We start from the raw sequence: 17,607 nt of genomic DNA, 5'->3' as shown, positions 1-17,607 counted from the left end.
CTTTATCGTATTCTTTTCAGTCGGGCAATGAAAAATCCATCTATACTGTGCAGGTTCGGATAAATCTGTATATACCCGTACTGTTCTTTCACATCGGCGGAGAGAGCCTCCGGTAAATGAGGCCTGATATCGTCAAGATCAAAATCGCGGTTTTCCTTTAAAAACTCCTTTACGACTTCCCGGTTTTCTTCGGGTTCGATGCTGCATGTGCTGTAGATTAAAATTCCTCCAGGCTTAACGTACTGTGAGGAAACCCGTATAATCTGAAGTTGCTCCCGTTTTAGCACGGGTATATCTTCCGGTTTCTTGGTCCATTTTATATCCGGCTTTCTCCGAATCACTCCAAGCCCACTGCAGGGCGCGTCCACCAGTACCCTGTCGAATTTGCCGAACAAGTTTTTATCAGGGACCCTTGCATCCCTCACCTCAGGGTAAACTATTGAAACGCCTAACCTTTGACATGTTTCTTTTAAAAGTTGAACCCGGTGAGGGTGTATGTCCCAGGCGTAAATTCGACCGCTGTTTTTCATCAACTGCGCAAGATGCGTAGTTTTACCTCCCGGGGCTGCTGCTACATCCAGCACGGTTTCTCCGCTTGCCGCCCCTAAAGCTCTCGCCACCAGCATTGAGCTTTCATCCTGGGGTTGAAAATACCCATTTTTAAAACTGTCAAGTTCGGTTAAAGGCGGTCCATCGTCTATATAAAGGGCTTCTTCAAGAAAAAGCCCGGGATTGTGGACAACACCTTCCTTATCTAAAAAGGCCTGCAGGCCCGTTTTGTTTATTTTGAGTTCATTTACCCGAACACACATTCTGGGTTTTTCGTTAAACGCTTTGCACAAAGATTCCGTAAACTCAAAACCGAAAAGATCCAGCCATCGCCGGATCATCCACTTAGGAAAAGAATAGTATACTACAAGATACCTGAGCGGGTCCTTTACCCGATCGGGATAATCTATGCCGTCCTTACTTCTTATAACATTTCTCAGCACACCGTTAACAAAACCCGCCGCTTTTTTACTATATAATTTTGCAATATTGACCGATTCGTTTACAGCCGCATAATCCGGTATTTTGTCCAGAAATAAAATCTGGTAAAGCCCCACTCTAAGACAGTTCAATATGATGGGATTGATATCATTCAAGCCAATTTTCGAGAATTTAGACAGCACGTAATCCAGCCTTATCCTGTGCTTTATGACACCGTAAACCAGCTCGGTTATCAGCGCCCGATCTTCCCTTGAAATTTCAGCGGTTAAATGGCGGTTTAAGGACAGGTTGGAATAAGAACCCCTTTCCACTTCGGTAAGGATCCTTACTGCCAGTTCTCTAGGTTTAAGTTTTACACTTTTCATCGGCTTTACTTCCTTTCCAGATAAAAGACGCGGTAAGACCGTAATCCAGGAAAAAATCCACAGCTTCCCGAACCATTTCAATATCCACCCGCGTATTCATGCACGGCCCTTGGGGCCTTATATTTAATATGCCCAGAACGGGGATGGGATTTGTATCCAAAATCCCTTCCGAAAGGTCTCTCTCGCAGGCGATGGCTACAATGGCTCTGGGCTTATACTCCATTACAATTTTACGGGCCAGCGTCCCCCCTGTAGCCACAGCAAGTTTTACACCTCTACTTTCGACAAGGCTTAAAAGCTTATCTATGTCGCACCTTCCGCAACGCCGGCAGTTTGACACATTGGCCGTAATTTTATAGGGGCAGTCCCAACGCTGAAGGCAATGGGGTGCCAGCACCAATATTTCGTCGGGTTTGATCCTGAAATTTCTGCTCTTGACCAGCCTGTTGTTTACCTCGATATACGAGCTCTTTATGATGTCCTTATGTATATTTAACAACCTGCCTAAAGTCAGGGCTATTGGGAAGAGCAAATTTATACAAAAATTCATCAACTTTTGAGGTCCCAAAAAGCTTTTTTCATGCCATAGAGTCAGCACAATTGCCGCGAGACCTATGCTGAGTATTGCTATAAGTACTGCCATGACGGCTATAACCACGAGCAGTATGGGCCTATAAAGATGGCTGAACTTGTTTAAATAAAGCATTACGCCGGCCACGGTAATACAAAGCAACATTATTATGCACGCAACCAAAAGACTAATAAAAATTCGCTTTTTAATTTTCATCCGCAAAAAGCTCTCCCTCATTCAGAACGTGACCGACTAAAAACTCGGTAGCTTTCATCCGCCTTCTCCCTGCTTCCTGGAGTTCGGTGATCATGAGGATCCCGTCACCCGTTCCTACTAAAATACCCCGAGTTTTGTCGATCCCTAAAATTTTTCCCGGATCCCCTTTTCGGTCAATAGAATGGATTTTTGCTCCCCATATTTTTACTTCGACGCCGCTTCTTACCGTATAGGCACCGGGCCAAGGTTGTACACCCCGTATTAGATTGTATATATCCTCAGTTTTACTCCTCCAATCAATTCTGCCGTCTTCTTTTCTCAACATCGGAGCATATGTAGCTTCAGCGTGGTTCTGGGGGATCCGAATTAAATTTTTGGATTTTATCTTATCAAGGGTTTCGACCAGCAGTTCCCCGCCGAGCCGTGCCAGTACTTCAGAAAGCTCAACCGAAGTCCACTCGGGATTTATCTCAATCTCTTTTTGTAGAAAAATATCGCCCGTATCCATGCCCTCATCCATCCACATGGTCGTAACTCCGGTCTTGGACTCACCCTTTATTATAGCCCATTGAATCGGCGCCGCTCCCCTGTATTTGGGAAGCAGGGAAGCATGAACATTGATACAACCTATCGCCGGGATGGAAAGTACCGACGCCGGCAAAATTTGACCGTACGCTACCACTACGATGAGATCGGGGTTGAGTGCTTTGAGCTGATTTACAAACGTCTTATCTTTTACTTTCTCGGGCTGGTATACTCTTATACCGTGTTTTTGCGCCATGAGCTTGACCGGTGGAGGGGTCGGGATACGTTTTCGCCCCTTGGGCCGGTCCGGCTGTGTCACGACGGCCGTCACGTTATGGCCGCGCTCCACCAGGGCGTTCAGCGATGGAAGTGCAAATTCAGGGGTACCCATAAAAACTATCTTCATATACCTATCCCTCTTTGCTGTCTTCCTCAAATATCCTCTTTGCTTTATCTATAAAAAGGATGCCATCCAGATGGTCGATCTCGTGGCAGAGAGCCCGGGCCAGCAGGTCTTCTCCTTCGATCTCCACAAATTCTCCCTCCGGGTTTTGAGCCCTGACCCGCACTTTCTGCGGCCTCGGCACTTCGCCGGTTATCCCCGGAATGCTCAAGCACCCTTCAATTTCCACCACTTCTCCCTCTTTGCTGATTATTTCCGGGTTGATAAGCTCAATTAGCCCTTCTCCCACATCTATGACAATAACCCTTTTTAATATACCCACCTGTGGAGCTGCGAGTCCCACGCCATTGGCGTGTCTCATCGTTTCCGCCATGTCGGCAAGCAGCTGTTTTAGCTTTTCGTCAAACACGGTGACCTTTTTGGATTTTTTACGCAAAACTTCATCGCCGTACTGGCGTATATTTCTGATCGCCATGATCATGCCTCCATTTACAGTAAATCTTGGGGATCCATGTCCCAGGTCAGATAAACTTTTTTGTTTAAGTTTTTAAGATTTTTTAAAACTTCCCCGGCTTCAATCAGCCTTTCCGGTTCGGTACTTTTCAGCAGTATATTATACCGGAAGTTGTCCTTTACCCGAAACCTCGGTGCCGGTATGGGCCCCAAAATTTTTACCACGGGAGAAATCCTGTGTTCCAGGATTTTCTTTACATCCTCCGCCGCTATTCTTACAAGATCCTGGTCCGCTCCCGTAAAAGTCAGGTTCATCATGTGGCAGAAAGGCGGATATTCAAACTTTTTCCTGTTCATGAGTTCTTCCCGGTAAAAAGCCTTATAGTTATAGCCACAGGCAGCTATAACGGCCGAAGATTCCGGGGAATATGTCTGGACTATTACTTTGCCCGGTATTTGACCCCTGCCAGCCCTTCCGGCTACCTGGCTTATTAGCTGGAAGGTCCTTTCCCCCGCCCTGAAGTCGGGGAGATTTAGAGTAGTATCGGCAGCGATGATACCTACCAGCGATACCCCCGGAAAGTCGAGGCCTTTAGCAATGGACTGGGTGCCAATCATAACCTGAGCTTTTCCGCTTTTAAATTCCGAGAGCATCCTCTGGAGCGAGCCCTTCCTGGAAGTGGAATCAGCGTCAACCCTCACTACGTTCACACCGGGAAAACGGATTTTAAATTCCTGTTCCACCTTTTCGGTCCCAGCGCCGAAAAAACGTATATTCCTGCTGTCGCAATCGGGACACGTATCGGGCGCCTTTACGCGGTAGCCGCAGTAATGACATCTGCCGCTCTTGTCGATGCTGTGGTAGGTGAGGGAAATATCACAGTGGGGGCATTTTAACACGAAACCGCAATCCCTGCAAAGTACGAAAGTGGAATGTCCCCGACGGTTGAGAAAAAGTATAACCTGTTCACCCCTTGACAGAGCCGCTTCCATTTCCGAGCACAGCTTCCGGCTGAATATATGCCTGTTTCCGGATTTCAATTCTTCCCTCATATCCACGATTTCGATCGGCGGCAGCGGCCTTCCCGATACCCGCCTGGTCAGTTTCAAAAATATGTATTCTCCTTTTACGGCTCTATAAAAGGATTCTACAGATGGTGTGGCACTGCCGAAAATAATCGCAGCCCCCTCGGCCTCGGCACGGAAGCAGGCAACCTGCCGCGCATCGTAAAAAGGAAATTCCACCTGCTTGTAAGATGACTCGTGTTCCTCGTCGATAATTATCAGCCCCAGGTCTTTGATGGGTGCGAATATCGCCGACCTGGCGCCTATGGTTATATCGGCGTCACCTTTGTAAATCCTGTACCACTCCAGAAACCTCTCGCTCCTTGAAAGTCCGCTGTGTATCATTGCTACTCTTCCGGGAAAACGGTTGTAAAACCTTTCCATCATCTGAGGGGTTAAAGAAATTTCCGGCACCAGCACCAGAGCCCTTTTTCCCCTTGCAAGAAGTCTCTCTATTGCCTTTATATAAACCTCTGTTTTCCCGCTTCCCGTTATTCCGAATAGCAGTACCGGTTTTCTTTCCGCCTCCATATTTTTAATTATCTCTTCCAGTGCCCTAGCCTGTTCATAAGTAAGCCTGTGAGAAACAGGCTGCGCCTCGCTTTGGGGAAATTCACGAATATCCGATTTAACGCGGTAATCCCTTTTTATAAAGCCTTTTTTCATCAGGGCTGTGAGAGCATTTCTCACCGATGATTTGGCAAGCCCCGTGATTTTCGAAATTATGTCTACCGTTGCAGGACCCCTATCCCGGATAACCCGGAAGACCTCTTTTTGAGTTCCTGACCTGATTTCTCCGATTTCTTCTACTGAAGTCGTGTAAACGGCTTCTTTCAGAATGCTGACGGAAGGGGGGAGCATCAATTTGAGAAAGTCTATTAAATTTGTAGAGTAATATGAGGCCAGCTTGCGGGCAAGCTCCAGCATAAATTGCGGCAGTATAAAACGCTCATCTACGTCGATTATCTCCTTCAGTTGAAAATCGGGTACCGCATCCCCCGGCTCTAAGAAACGTATCACCACACCTTCAACCATTGAATTGTTAAAGGGGACCTTTACCCTGCTGCCCACCCGCACTTTATCTTTCAGCGGTTCGGGGACTATATAATAATATTCGCCCTTGACCGCTGGATGCTTAACGTCAACAGCTACCTCAGCCAGTTTGGTCAAAAAATTCCCCTCCCGAAAATAACACGGCTTCATCAAACGGTGCTTTGTATCGCCATACTATCTATGAATAATTAAGATATTGTAGTATTCTATCCAAGATGGCATTGGCTACTTCTTTCTTGGGCATTTTTGGTAATTCTTCAATAGTCCCGTTCCTATGGATAATCTTGACTATATTTGTATCGACTCCAAAACCGGCTCCTTCAACCGTAACGTCGTTTACCACTATAAGATCTAGATTTTTTCGGTTTAATTTTTCCAAGGCGTTTTTTTGAATATCGTTGGTTTCGGCGGCAAATCCCACTAGAACCTGTCTATCCTTTTTCTCACCCAGTTCCTTTAAAATGTCCGGGTTTTTTTCCAGTTCCAGGACCATCTCTGCATCCTTTTTCTTGATTTTACGTCCCGAATAGTTTTTAGGCCTGTAATCGGCTACAGCGGCAGCTTTAATTACCACGTCACACCATGGGAAAAATTTCAGCACCTGTTCCCTCATTTCTAGCGCTGTCTCCACTGCCACATATTTATAAAGCCCTGCTGGTCTTTCGAGACTGGTAGGGCCTGAAATAAGTATAACCTCACCACCGCGTTCGACGGCAGCCTCAGCCAGAGAATATCCCATTTTCCCGGAGGAATGATTGGAAATGAATCTCACAGGGTCTATGGGTTCTCTGGTGGGACCTGCGGTAATGAGGATTTTCTTATTTTGAAGATCGGTCCTGGTTCCCACCAATTGCTCTATTACTCTCAATACATCCACGGGCTCGGGAAACCTGCCCTTACCTGAATAGCCGCAGGCTAAAAAGCCTTCGGCAGGGTCCATTACGAAAATTCCTTTTTCTCTCAAGTATTTGATGTTTTCCTGGGTTATAGGATTACAGAACATGTTCACATTCATAGCCGGCACCACAAGCACTTTTGCCCTTGTGGCCAGAACAGCTGCGGTCAGCATATCGTCAGCAATGCCGGCGGCCATTTTCGCAATTACATTGGCAGTAGCCGGAGCCACCACAAAAAGGTCCGCCCGGTCAGCAAGGGACACGTGTTCCACTTCCCAGTGAACGGGCTTTTCGAACATATCAGTAATAACCGGGTTTTGGGAAACAACCTGAAAGGTAAGTGGAGTTACGAATTCCCTCGCGGACCGGGTCATTACCACCTGAACCTGGGCTCCGCTTTTTTTTAAAAGCCTTACCAGTTCTACGGCTTTGTAAGCAGCAATGCTACCTGTTACTCCCAGCGCTATAAATTTATCTTTTAATAACATAAATCCACCCCACTTACTTGTTACCAACCTTGGGGCGCTCGATTTTTATCTTTCCGGCATCCAGCTCGAAAAGGGCAATAGATACGGGTTTTGTGGTCTTTACATCCACAAGTTTTGGGGAACCTTCCACAAGTTGCCGAGCTCTTTTGGCAGCTGCGACTACGAGAGCGTATTTGCTTTCGTATTTATTGGTCAGCGAATCTATGGACGGGTACATCATATATTAATCCCCTCCCGGCGCTTTAAATTGTATTAAATCCATGTTTCTCAAAACCCTGCATCTTTCTGCAATAATTATGGATTCAAGTTTTTCTACCGCCGCTTTCAAGTCATCGTTGACTACCGCATAGTCATAATTTGTTATTGCCTTTAACTCTTCTTCGGCACTTTTTATCCGCAGGTTGAAGGATTCCTCGGTTTCGCTTCCTCTCTTTTTAATGCGATTTTTAAGTTCTTCGATATCAGGCGGCAAAATAAATATAAAGACAGCATCGGGGCAATTTTCTTTTACCTGTTTTGCCCCTTGAATATCTATTTCCAGGATAACATCTTTCCCTGCTTCTAGTTGTTCCTCAACGAACTTTCTCGGGGTCCCGTAATAATTGTTGTAGACCCTCGCCCACTCTAAAAATTCGCCCTTCCTTATCATTTGTTCAAAATTTTCCCTGTCGGTAAAAAAGTAGTTCACCCCGTGGACCTCTCCCGGCCTTGGGGGTCGCGTAGTCACGGAAACGGAAAGGGCAAGTTCGGGCCTTCTTTGCAGGAGCAAATTGCACAGCGTCCCCTTACCAGCTCCGGAAGGGCCAGAAAGAACTATCAGCATTCCCTTTTTAGGCATGAGGTTTCTCTCCTATAATTCTTCTATTTCCTCTTCAACTACTTTGTCGTTCAGACGGTTAGCCACGGTTTCGGGCTGTACTGCGGAAAGTATGACATGGTCGCTGTCGGTAATTATAACCGCTCGTGTGCGCCTTCCGTAAGTGGCATCGATAAGCATGCCTCTGTCACGGGCTTCCTGGATTATACGCTTGATCGGAGCGGATTCCGGGCTTACGATAGCAATAATCCTGTTAGCGGAAACGATATTTCCAAAACCTATATTTACAAGTTTTATTTCCACGACGTTCCCTCCTGAAATATTATTCTATATTCTGTAATTGTTCCCTGATTTTTTCAAGTTCGCTTTTAATCTCGATAACTTCCTGCGCAATTTTATAATCGGAAGATTTGGCAGCGATGGTATTTACCTCTCTGAAAAGCTCCTGAGCGATAAAATCCATCTTTTTACCCGAAAGGTCTTTCGACTCCGGCATACCCCTAAGCTGAGCTATATGACTTTCTATCCTTACCAGCTCCTCGTTTATGTCGGATCTTTCGGCAAAAAACACGACTTCGGTTTCCAGCCTTTCTTCGTTCAGTTCTCCTTGAGAGATCCTTTCGATTTTCTGGCGGAGCTTTTTTCGGTACTCTTCAACGACGGCATCCGCTCGTAGTTTTATATTTTCCACTCTTTTTTGTATAATATCAAGCCTCGAGGAAATGTCTCGCCAGAGATTGACTCCTTCTCTGGTCCTCATTTGGATCAAACCGTCTACAGCTTCCTGCAAAGCACCCTTCAGCGAAGACCACATCTCTTCCTCTTCGGGAAACTGCTGCTCCACCTTAAAAAGGTCCGGCATCATCGACAGCAGGGAAAGAGATACGGGGCCTTCAAAACCAATTTCTTCCCTAAGCTCTGCTAACTTTTTATAATAACTTTCCACAGCCTTTTTGTCAATCTTTATATCGACGGGAAGCGTTTCCGAAGAGTAGTTTATAAATACGTCAATACGTCCCCGGGCTATACGTTCTTTAATAAAGCTTCTTATTCTTTCCTCCAGGAAAAGCCAGGGCTTTGGCAGTCTGATATATATTTCAAGAAAACGGTGGTTTACCGATTTTATCTCAACCTCCCAGTTTACTTTTCCGATGCTCCTGCCGCGGCCGTAGCCCGTCATGCTCCTGATCATATTAACTCAACGACCTTCCCGCGTCAAAAACTAAGGCTTTCCTTGATCCTTCTCATGGCTTCTTTCAGCCTGTCGTCCGGCGTGGTTAGGGATATCCTCACGTAACCCTCGCCGCGATCACCATAAGCGTTACCCGGGGTAACTACAACAGCCGCTTTTTCTATGAGCATTTCTGCGAAGGAGCTGGAAGTATACCCTTCCGGAACCGGAACCCAGACGTAAAACGTGCCTTTGGGAGGCTCAACTTCAAGTCCCACTTCTCTCAGAGTTTCAATCACCAGATCCCGTCGCTTTTTGAATATCTTTAACATCTCATCTATGCTGTCCTGGGGGCCTAAAAGTGCTTCAATCCCCGCCCTCTGGATTGCGGTAAACTGCCCTGAATCCACGTTGGTCTTTATAATCCCCAGGGCTGAAATTATATCTTTGTTGCCTACCGCGTAACCGAGTCTCCATCCGGTCATTCTGTAAGGTTTGGAAAGGGATCCGAATTCCACGCCTATGTCTTTTGCACCCTTTACCGATAACAGACTGGGGGCCTTATATCCGTCAAAAGTAACTTCGGCGTAAGCGCTATCGTGGCATATGATTATATCATAAGTTTTTGCGAATTCCACGGCTTCTTCAAAGAATTTTTCGTCGGCTACTGCGGCGGTAGGATTGTTCGGGTAACATAAAAACATGAGCTTTGCTTTTTTGGCTATCTCTTCGTCTATACTTGAGAAATCCGGAAGGAAATTGTTTTCCTTCAGCAAGGGCATGGTATAGGGTATGCCTCCCGCAAAAAGCGTGGCTGTTTTGTAAACGGGGTAAGCTGGATCCGGAATCAGAGCGTAATCACCGGGATCGATAAAGGCAAAGAATATATGGGCGATGCCTTCTTTCGATCCTATTAGGGCCATAACTTCGGATTCCGGGTCTAAATCTACATTGAACCTTCTTTTATAATATGTAGCAACAGCCTTCCTGAAATCAAGGGATCCCTCGTAGTCCGGGTATTTATGACATTCGGGGTCCCGGACGGCTTTTTCAAGAGCATCTATGATGTTAGGTGGTGTCGGTAAATCCGGATCACCCACTCCTAGGCTTATAACATCAATTCCTTTTTTCCTGAGTTCGGCAATTTTTTTGTCAATCTGGGCAAAAAGATAAGGTGGTATTTTTTTAATACGCTCTGCAACCTTCAAAACTATCTCCTCCATAATAATTTAAGATATTGTTTAAAGTGCGCTAAGGTCTATATATCCTGAAAACACTTCTACGGCGGGTCCCGTCATGTAAACTCTGCCGTTTTTTTCGATTTCTATAAAAAGATCACCTCCGGGCAGGCTTACAGTAACTTTGGGTCCCACGATACCCTTTTTATAAGCCGCAACCGCCGAAGCGCAGGCACCGGTTCCGCAGGCCATCGTAAGGCCGGCTCCTCTTTCCCAGACTCTCATTTTCAAACGGTCCTGTCCTTTAAATTCCACAAATTCCACATTAGTCTTTTTTGGGAAAAGAGGGTGTCTTTCGATAACCGGTCCAAAACGCTCCACAGGAAAACTTTCAACGTCATCCACAAATATCACGCAGTGGGGATTTCCCATCGAAACCCCGGTAAATTTAAATACCCGGTCGTCTACGCTGATTTCAAGGTCCACGGCTTCTTCATTCGGGTTGCCGGCCACGGGTATATCCTTTTTTTGCAGGCTGTAGCATCCCATATCCACCCTTACGCTTTCTATGCGGTCATCCTTTATTATAATCTCCGGTTTAATTACTCCTGCAAGCGTCTCGACGGTGATACTCGTCTTGTTGACCAGACCTCTGGAAAAGGCGTATCGTGCAAAACAGCGGATGCCGTTACCGCACATATCAGCTTCGCTTCCGTCGCTGTTGATTATCCTCATCTTTAGGTCACACTTATCGGAAGGTAAAACCAGTAATATGCCATCGGCACCAATGCCGACATGTCTGTCGCATATTTTTTCCGCCTTTTTGAATATTATTCGTACATCTTCTTTAAAACCGTTAACGACGATAAAATCGTTTCCAAGGCCGTGCATTTTGGTAAACTTCATCTTACACAATCACCCTCATTATTACTCCCGAAATCATTATTCATTATTATACCACCGAATTCCTCTTAAAACAATATCTCCGTTATGGTATACTAGTAGCAGCTAATCTTAAACAGGAGGATAGCCATGCCTTTTGACGGAATTGTACTGAACGCCGTTATCAATGAACTCAAAAAAAAGCTGGTCGGCGGCAGGATAGATAAGATATACCAGCCGGACAAAAATGAGATAGTGCTCTTCGTGCGGCAGTATAGAGAAGAGTACAAACTGCTTATTTCAGCCCACCCTCAAAACTGCCGCTTACACATCACCGAAAAACACAAAGAAAATCCCATCTCGCCTCCAATGTTCTGCATGCTATTGAGAAAATATCTCATAGGCGGAAGAATCAGGGAGATCAAGCAGAAAGATCTGGAGCGCTTAGTCGAAATAGAAGTCGAAAACACGGACGAATTCGGAAGGATAACCTATAAAACTCTGCTGGTAGAGATAATGGGCAAGCACAGCAACATAATACTTATTGACTCCGGTGACGGCACGGTAATAGATTCCATAAAGAGGATACCTTCTGAAATAAACCGTGTAAGGCAGGTCCTTCCCGGAGTAAAATACGCATTCCCTCCTATCGGAAACAGGATAAGTCTGCTTTCAGTTGACGATAATAAAATTATGTCAACAATTCTGGACCTGCTCTCTCGATCTGACGAACCTGCACAGGTTTACCGGTGGATCACCGAAAACTTCATGGGTGTCAGCGGAGTGGCCTCCAAAGAGATCCTTTTTAGAAGCGGTGTTGACGCTAATAAATTGGTGTCGGAATTGACCGAAGAGGAAAAGCGGAAAATTGCCGAGACACTGGCAAAGCTTTCGCTGGACATAAGGGAATTCCGCTACTCGCCGAAAATTTACTTTGATCGAAGCAGCCAGCAGCCCTGCGAATTCTGGGTCTTCCCATTACATCACCTTACCGCTTTTAAAGAAGTTTCGGCCTCTGGCGTAAACGTGACGGTCGACCGATTTTACAGCCAAAAAGAAGATTTCGAAGCACTTATAAATATCAAAAAGACGCTTGCCCTTCACGTCTCCAAACAGCTCAAAAAATTAAACCAGAGCTTAGCCTTTCAGCGGGAAAAACTAGCCGAAACTCAGGATGCAGAAAAATTCCGCATCTTCGGTGAGGTCCTGTCGGCTTACCTTTATAAAGTAACCCCCGGTCTGAAAGAGATAAGCCTGCCGAATTTTTACGATGAAGGCAAAAGTATAGTAATACCCCTGGACGAAAAGCTTTCACCGTCTCAAAACGCCCAGAGGTATTTTTCCAAATACAAAAAACTCCAAGTAACGCGGGAAAAAGTTGAAGCTCAGATGAAAGAGACGCTGCGCGAAATCGAATACCTGGAAAGCGTACTTTATAACATTGAAGCTGCAGAAACCCTTGAAGATATTGCCGAAATCAAGTCGGAGCTTTATAGTGAGGAGAAAAAAACAAAGGGTGGAGACTCCCCCTCTCACCCTATAAAATATAAATCCTCCGCGGGCTTTGTCATTCTCGTAGGGAAGAATAACAGGCATAACGATATGCTCACGCGAAGAGCGAGACCCGATGATATATGGGTTCACGTCAAAGACGCTCCCGGTTCCCACGTCATAATCCAGACGGGCGGGCGCAAAGTGGACGATGACACCATACTGGAAGCCTGTGTTCTCGCCGCATATTACAGCAAAGCCAGGAACGGCAGCAACGTCCCGGTGGACTATACTTTGAAAAAACACGTAAGGAAGCCTCCGGGAGCAAAACCTGGTTTTGTAATTTACGACCACCACAGGACTGTTTACGTGACGCCGGACCATAACCTGATCGATAAATTGACTAAAATGTGAATCCCTTTTTCGGCAGTTATTTTTTAAGAATTACAACGCAGTTTTCCCCGTCCACTTCCTCCAGTTTGACCTTTATTACTTCGTCCCTGGACGTGGGCACATTTTTGCCGACATAATCCGGCCTTATGGGGAGTTCCCTGTGACCCCGGTCGATGAGTACCGCTAGCTGTATCAGTTGGGCCCTCCCCAGGTCGGATAGCGCGTCCAGGGCTGCCCTAACGGTCCTGCCGGTATATATCACATCATCCACCAGCACTATCTTTTTCCCAGTAATTTCAAAAGGAATTTCCGTCTTGTTTACAACCGGTTGTTGCGAAAGGGTCGACAGGTCGTCACGGTAAAGGGTTATATCAAGAACCCCTACCGGCACTTCTACCCCTTCTATCTTTTTTATTTTCGAAGCAAGTCTCTTAGCAAGAGGCACTCCTCTCCTGCGAATGCCGACCAGAACCAGGTCTTCGACACCCTTGTTGCGCTCGATAATTTCATGGCCGATTCTGGTGAGAGCCCTGTCTATTGCCTTGTCATCCATTATGCGGGCTTTTTCCTCCATTTACACCACCCTTTTTCTCAAAGTATTTAATATTTCGGTTATATCTTGGGGAATGGGGGCTTCAAAGGTCATAAATTCTCCAGTTCGGGGATGGTTCAGCCCGAGCCTGTAGGCGTGGAGGGCCTGTCCGTTGATGTTAAAGGGGCTTTTTTTCCTGGAATAAAGCGGGTCTCCTACAACGGGGTGACCTATAAAACTCATGTGAACCCTTATCTGGTGAGTCCTGCCCGTCTCTATGTTGACCTCGATAAAAGTAAAATCTTCGAACCTCTCCAGTACTTTAAAGTGGGTTATGGCTTCTTTCCCGTTTTTTGCGGTCACGGCCATCTCCACCCGCTTCGCTGGGTGCCTTCCGATGGGTGCTTCAATTGTCGCTCTGTCTTCCGGGATATTGCCCCAAACCACTGCCAAATAAGTCTTTTTTACCAGCTTGTTCTTAAATTGCATGGCAAGTTCCCGGTGGGCCATGTCGTTTTTTGCTACAACTATCACCCCGGAAGTATCCTTGTCGAGCCGGTGAACTATGCCCGGCCTCATTACTCCGTTTATACCGGAAAGGTCTTTTGTGTGGTATAAGAGGGCATTTACAAGGGTGCCCGAGTAGTTCCCGGGGGCCGGGTACACCACCATGCCGCGGGGCTTGTTGACCACAATTATATCCCGGTCCTCGTGTATTATATCCAGAGGGATGTTCTCGGGTTCCAGGGAGAGGGGTTTCGGAGACGGTATATCAGCTACAATAACATCGCCTTTTTTCAGCTTGTAATGGGGTTTAACGATCCTTTCGTTTACTTTGACCCAACCCTCTTCGATTCCCTTTTGTATATAGCTCCTGGAAAGGTCGTTTATTACACCGCTCAAAAATACGTCGAGGCGCTTTTTGGCATCATCTTCTTGCACCAAGATTTTCAAAAACTTACCCAAAAAAACTGCCCTCCCGTTCGTTAATCTAGACTTTTCTTAAACAGAGGATCAAAGATTAATATATATACCAGCACGACTTCCCCTATAACAATAGCCGAATCCGCCAGATTAAATACCGGCCATATCCTGAAATCAATAAAATCAACCACGTAACCAAACCGGAGACGGTCCACCAGATTTCCTAGAGCCCCACCCAGGATAAGGGAAAGCGCCATCCTGAGTAATCTTTGTTCCGGGGGTATTCGGGAGATGTAAAAAAAGAGTGCAGCTATTACTATCAGAGACGCTGTGCTGAAAAAGAACACCTTGCCCTGTAGGATGCTGAAAGCCGCTCCCGTATTCTGGACATAAGTTAGATGAAGTACATTATTAATGACCGGAATCGACTGATGGGGAACCATTTGAGTCCGTACGATGTATTTGGTGAGCTGATCGAAGATGAAAACGGCTGCCGCCAGAATCCATGCCCTCAATATTTAAACCCCCAACTTAAGAAATTTACATCAAAATTATATACCAGGGTCTTCAGAACTTCAACGAATAAAAAATAAATACCCGAAACGGGTATTTATCTTCCCAGCTCATTTTTATCATCCTCATCGGGGTCCTCCTCATCGATTATTTGATCTGCCCAGTCAACTATGCCCCTCTTTTCGTTTCCGTCGGTGTAAACTTCGCTGTAATCCACCGCTCCCGGTTCGTCCTGGGGGCTATTGGCCGTGCCGTACCTGGCTACGTCCTGCCAGGCATCCTCGCCGTCGTATTCGTTTTGGTCAGTACCGTCGAGAAAACTCCTCCCAAACGGATACTTCAGGACTTCTTCCTCTACAGGCCTGAACCTCCTCTCAAAGGCCTTTTCTTCCTCATTATTGCAGCGGGCGCAAAGGGAAGCATACGGCACAACATCCAGGCGTTCCTCTTCTATAGGATTACCGCAGTTCTCGCAGATACCGTAACTCCCTTCTTCGATTTTTTCCAACGCCCGGTTGACTTTCATCAACATCCTTTCCGTGTTATCCCTCAACCCCAGATCCTTTTCCCTTTCGAAGGTTTCAGCCGCGAGATCTGAGGTATGATTATCGTATGAAGACAGCTCCCCCACCGATTCCTTCAAAGGATCCGATCCTCTCCTGATAATTGTAGACATCTGGTCTTCCAGTTCCCGCTTTAATTCCTGCAATTTGCGCTTGTAGTACTCCAGGTTCTTCAAGAGCTATCCTCCTTTGAGTTATTTTACGGAAAGTTCGTTCTGTACTATTCTAACCAATTCTGCAATGAAATCACCTATAACGGGGAGCTTCAAGATCACAATGCGCTGCAGGACGTATAAAATAAAAGCGCCCAAGAATGTAAACCCCATCGCCGTTCCGAAGCCTCTGGCTACTCCGGCTAAAAAGTTTATATAAAGCAGCCTTTTAGGGTTGCGCAGCACCTCCAGGTATTCCGCCAGGTTAAGCTTTTCGATCCGTATAGACAGTTCATCGATTTTTCGGCTCAACTCGCACAAGAGCCTTTCATCATCCATAATAGTTCCCCTAAATCTAATTTAACCATCTCTAGGTGTTTTATGCTCCTTCATACAATTTTATGATCCCCAGTACTATATGGGAAGAATTCCTGGCTGCCTCATCAGCAAACGTCTCGTATACACTCACCGCCTTGCCGTCAGCCCTATCCGAGATTGACCTGATGATCAAAAAGGGAACTTTATTCAAATAGCACACCTGACCTATAGCTCCGCCCTCCATCTCAACACAGGCGCCGTCAAAGAAGGACCTTAGAAATTTAACTTTTTCCTTGCTGCTGATGAATTGGTCCCCGCTCAGGATTCTTCCCGTAATTGCCCTCCTGCCTTTTACCTGCTTCCGGGCTACTTCCTGGGCAATTTGAACAAGAGTTTCGTCGGCGGTAAAAGCTTTAATCCCAAGGTTCGGAATTTCTCCGAGCTCGTGCCCGAAAGCAGTACCGTCCACATCGTGCTGAACCACGTCCCGGGATATCACAATATCACCTATGTCCAGGTCTTCTCTTAAAGCTCCCGCCACACCGGTGCAGATTATCGCGCTGGGAGCAAAATAGTCTATCATCACCTGGGTACATATTGCCGCATTGACCTTACCTACGCCGCATTTTACGACTACCGCGTCCCGACCTTCCAGCGTGCCTGTAAAAAAGGTTAGAGACGCTTTGGTTATGGTTTTTTTATCCTTTAGCTCTTCACAGAATAGGGCAATCTCTCTATCCACAGCTCCGATTATTCCGATAATAAACATCATCCTTTCCGGTCGGATTTAAGGTATTTAGGCGGTCACAGCAGATTTCACCTTTACTCCCGGCACTCTGCCCAGCTGGCCGGTAAGAGCCCCGAGTTCATCAGTAGTAGCATCCACTATAAGGGCTATAACCGAAATACCTCTTTCCCTGTACGGGATCCCCATCCTTCCTATTATCAAATCACTGAATTTTGAAAGTATCTCGTTCACCTTGGCCGCTGAATTTTCTCTATCAAACACTATTATCCCCACTACCGACAGTCTCTTTCCCCCGGTCGTCATTTTCAGCATCACTCCTTAACTTGGCTACCTTATCTCTAATGGTCCCCTCCTCTTCGGTTTCCTCATTTTCGAAATCCCGGCCCGCTGCCGCCTGCTCTATGTACTCCTCCGCTTTGTCAGGTTGTTTTTCCAAATCTTCTTCTTCGATAACTATGGCATTGATCAGGTCGATCTGTGACTGGAGAAAATTAAGAAATCTCGTCTTGAAAAGCATAAACTGCCGCTTAACCTCTTCATACTGGTCGTTTATCGCATTGTACCTCGCTTCGGCTCTACCCATCATCTCCATCGCTTTCGATCTTGCGCTCTTTAATATAAGTTCCTTCTCCCTTTCCGCATTTTTTCTGAGATCTTCGGCGGCCTTTTCAGCGAGTATAATGGCTTTTTTGAGGGTGGATTCCATTTCCTGGTATCCCTGAAGTTTTTCCTTCAAAAACTTGACCTCTTCTTTTAAATCCTGATTTTCCCTGTATATTTTCTCATAGCTTTGGGTCACCTTTTCCAGGAAGTCCTTAACTTCGTCCTCGCTGTACCCCCTAAAGGACTTCCGGAATTCTTTTTTCTGGATGTCAAGCGGAGTCAAGATCATCCAGTATC

Annotated in this window: 21 protein-coding genes; 1 reads left to right on the top strand and 20 read right to left on the bottom strand. The window is 46.1% G+C overall.

The features are described 5' to 3' along the window. Positions 1-2: 2 nt before the first annotated feature. The 12 genes from rsmB to dapF form a co-directional block, all read right to left on the bottom strand. The gene (gene rsmB, locus TOCE_RS05125; protein ID WP_013275831.1) at positions 3-1,355 is read right to left on the bottom strand and encodes a 16S rRNA (cytosine(967)-C(5))-methyltransferase RsmB; all 1,353 of its coding nucleotides are present in this window, start codon (positions 1,353-1,355) and stop codon (positions 3-5) included. Next, positions 1,336-2,142 (bottom strand): DUF116 domain-containing protein, encoded by an 807-nt coding sequence (locus tag TOCE_RS05120; protein ID WP_083768476.1) that lies wholly within the window; start codon positions 2,140-2,142, stop codon positions 1,336-1,338. The genes rsmB and TOCE_RS05120 overlap by 20 nt, the downstream gene beginning before the upstream one ends. Beyond that, entirely contained in the window at positions 2,132-3,073 is a 942-nt protein-coding gene (fmt, locus tag TOCE_RS05115) for a methionyl-tRNA formyltransferase (protein ID WP_013275829.1), read from the bottom strand. The genes TOCE_RS05120 and fmt overlap by 11 nt, the downstream gene beginning before the upstream one ends. Before the next feature lie 4 nt (positions 3,074-3,077). Beyond that, positions 3,078-3,545: a peptide deformylase gene (gene def / locus TOCE_RS05110; RefSeq protein ID WP_013275828.1), complete on the bottom strand. Its 468-nt coding sequence runs from the start codon at positions 3,543-3,545 to the stop codon at positions 3,078-3,080. A 14-nt stretch (positions 3,546-3,559) separates the two neighbouring features. Then, positions 3,560-5,758, bottom strand: a complete 2,199-nt coding sequence (gene priA, locus TOCE_RS05105; RefSeq protein ID WP_013275827.1) for a replication restart helicase PriA — start codon at positions 5,756-5,758, stop codon at positions 3,560-3,562. 61 nt (positions 5,759-5,819) lie between these two features. Then, the gene (gene coaBC / locus TOCE_RS05100) at positions 5,820-7,025 is read right to left on the bottom strand and encodes a bifunctional phosphopantothenoylcysteine decarboxylase/phosphopantothenate--cysteine ligase CoaBC (RefSeq protein WP_013275826.1); all 1,206 of its coding nucleotides are present in this window, start codon (positions 7,023-7,025) and stop codon (positions 5,820-5,822) included. A 13-nt stretch (positions 7,026-7,038) separates the two neighbouring features. After that, the gene (gene rpoZ / locus TOCE_RS05095) at positions 7,039-7,245 is read right to left on the bottom strand and encodes a DNA-directed RNA polymerase subunit omega (protein WP_013275825.1); all 207 of its coding nucleotides are present in this window, start codon (positions 7,243-7,245) and stop codon (positions 7,039-7,041) included. A 3-nt stretch (positions 7,246-7,248) separates the two neighbouring features. Beyond that, positions 7,249-7,863 (bottom strand): guanylate kinase, encoded by a 615-nt coding sequence (gene gmk, locus TOCE_RS05090; protein ID WP_013275824.1) that lies wholly within the window; start codon positions 7,861-7,863, stop codon positions 7,249-7,251. Between the two features lie 12 nt (positions 7,864-7,875). Further along, entirely contained in the window at positions 7,876-8,145 is a 270-nt protein-coding gene (gene remA / locus TOCE_RS05085; protein ID WP_013275823.1) for an extracellular matrix/biofilm regulator RemA, read from the bottom strand. A 19-nt stretch (positions 8,146-8,164) separates the two neighbouring features. Beyond that, on the bottom strand, positions 8,165-9,034 hold the full coding sequence (locus TOCE_RS05080) for a YicC/YloC family endoribonuclease (RefSeq protein WP_013275822.1): 870 nt from the start codon (positions 9,032-9,034) through the stop codon (positions 8,165-8,167). 23 nt (positions 9,035-9,057) lie between these two features. Beyond that, positions 9,058-10,221: an LL-diaminopimelate aminotransferase gene (locus TOCE_RS05075; protein ID WP_013275821.1), complete on the bottom strand. Its 1,164-nt coding sequence runs from the start codon at positions 10,219-10,221 to the stop codon at positions 9,058-9,060. 33 nt (positions 10,222-10,254) lie between these two features. Then, on the bottom strand, positions 10,255-11,097 hold the full coding sequence (gene dapF / locus TOCE_RS05070) for a diaminopimelate epimerase (protein ID WP_041423872.1): 843 nt from the start codon (positions 11,095-11,097) through the stop codon (positions 10,255-10,257). 126 nt (positions 11,098-11,223) lie between these two features. Here dapF and TOCE_RS05065 point away from each other — a divergent pair, with 126 nt between their 5' ends. Next, a complete protein-coding gene (locus TOCE_RS05065) occupies positions 11,224-12,978 on the top strand; it encodes an Rqc2 family fibronectin-binding protein (RefSeq protein WP_013275819.1) in 1,755 nt (584 codons plus the stop codon). A gap of 16 nt (positions 12,979-12,994) precedes the next feature. Here the strand turns inward: TOCE_RS05065 and pyrR are convergent, their stop codons facing one another. From pyrR to TOCE_RS05025, 8 genes are all read right to left on the bottom strand, one after another. Continuing rightward, positions 12,995-13,531: a bifunctional pyr operon transcriptional regulator/uracil phosphoribosyltransferase PyrR gene (pyrR, locus tag TOCE_RS05060; protein WP_013275818.1), complete on the bottom strand. Its 537-nt coding sequence runs from the start codon at positions 13,529-13,531 to the stop codon at positions 12,995-12,997. Further along, positions 13,532-14,455, bottom strand: a complete 924-nt coding sequence (locus tag TOCE_RS05055) for an RluA family pseudouridine synthase (RefSeq protein WP_013275817.1) — start codon at positions 14,453-14,455, stop codon at positions 13,532-13,534. 20 nt (positions 14,456-14,475) lie between these two features. Continuing rightward, a complete protein-coding gene (gene lspA / locus TOCE_RS05050) occupies positions 14,476-14,928 on the bottom strand; it encodes a signal peptidase II (RefSeq protein ID WP_013275816.1) in 453 nt (150 codons plus the stop codon). Positions 14,929-15,023: 95 nt separating this feature from the next. Beyond that, positions 15,024-15,665, bottom strand: a complete 642-nt coding sequence (locus TOCE_RS05045) for a TraR/DksA C4-type zinc finger protein (protein ID WP_013275815.1) — start codon at positions 15,663-15,665, stop codon at positions 15,024-15,026. A gap of 18 nt (positions 15,666-15,683) precedes the next feature. Beyond that, a complete protein-coding gene (locus TOCE_RS05040) occupies positions 15,684-15,980 on the bottom strand; it encodes a DUF5665 domain-containing protein (RefSeq protein WP_013275814.1) in 297 nt (98 codons plus the stop codon). Between the two features lie 40 nt (positions 15,981-16,020). Further along, positions 16,021-16,728 (bottom strand): 5'-methylthioadenosine/adenosylhomocysteine nucleosidase, encoded by a 708-nt coding sequence (locus TOCE_RS05035; protein WP_013275813.1) that lies wholly within the window; start codon positions 16,726-16,728, stop codon positions 16,021-16,023. 27 nt (positions 16,729-16,755) lie between these two features. After that, complete coding sequence (locus tag TOCE_RS05030) at positions 16,756-17,010, bottom strand: TM1266 family iron-only hydrogenase system putative regulator (RefSeq protein ID WP_013275812.1); 255 nt, start codon at positions 17,008-17,010, stop codon at positions 16,756-16,758. Then, on the bottom strand, positions 16,961-17,599 hold the full coding sequence (locus TOCE_RS05025) for a DivIVA domain-containing protein (protein ID WP_013275811.1): 639 nt from the start codon (positions 17,597-17,599) through the stop codon (positions 16,961-16,963). Before TOCE_RS05025 ends, TOCE_RS05030 begins: the two co-directional genes overlap by 50 nt. Positions 17,600-17,607 lie beyond the last annotated feature (8 nt).

This window comes from Thermosediminibacter oceani DSM 16646 (genome assembly GCF_000144645.1).
Taxonomy (GTDB): Bacteria; Bacillota; Thermosediminibacteria; order Thermosediminibacterales; family Thermosediminibacteraceae; genus Thermosediminibacter; species Thermosediminibacter oceani.
This window is presented reverse-complemented; position numbering and strand designations above follow the sequence as displayed.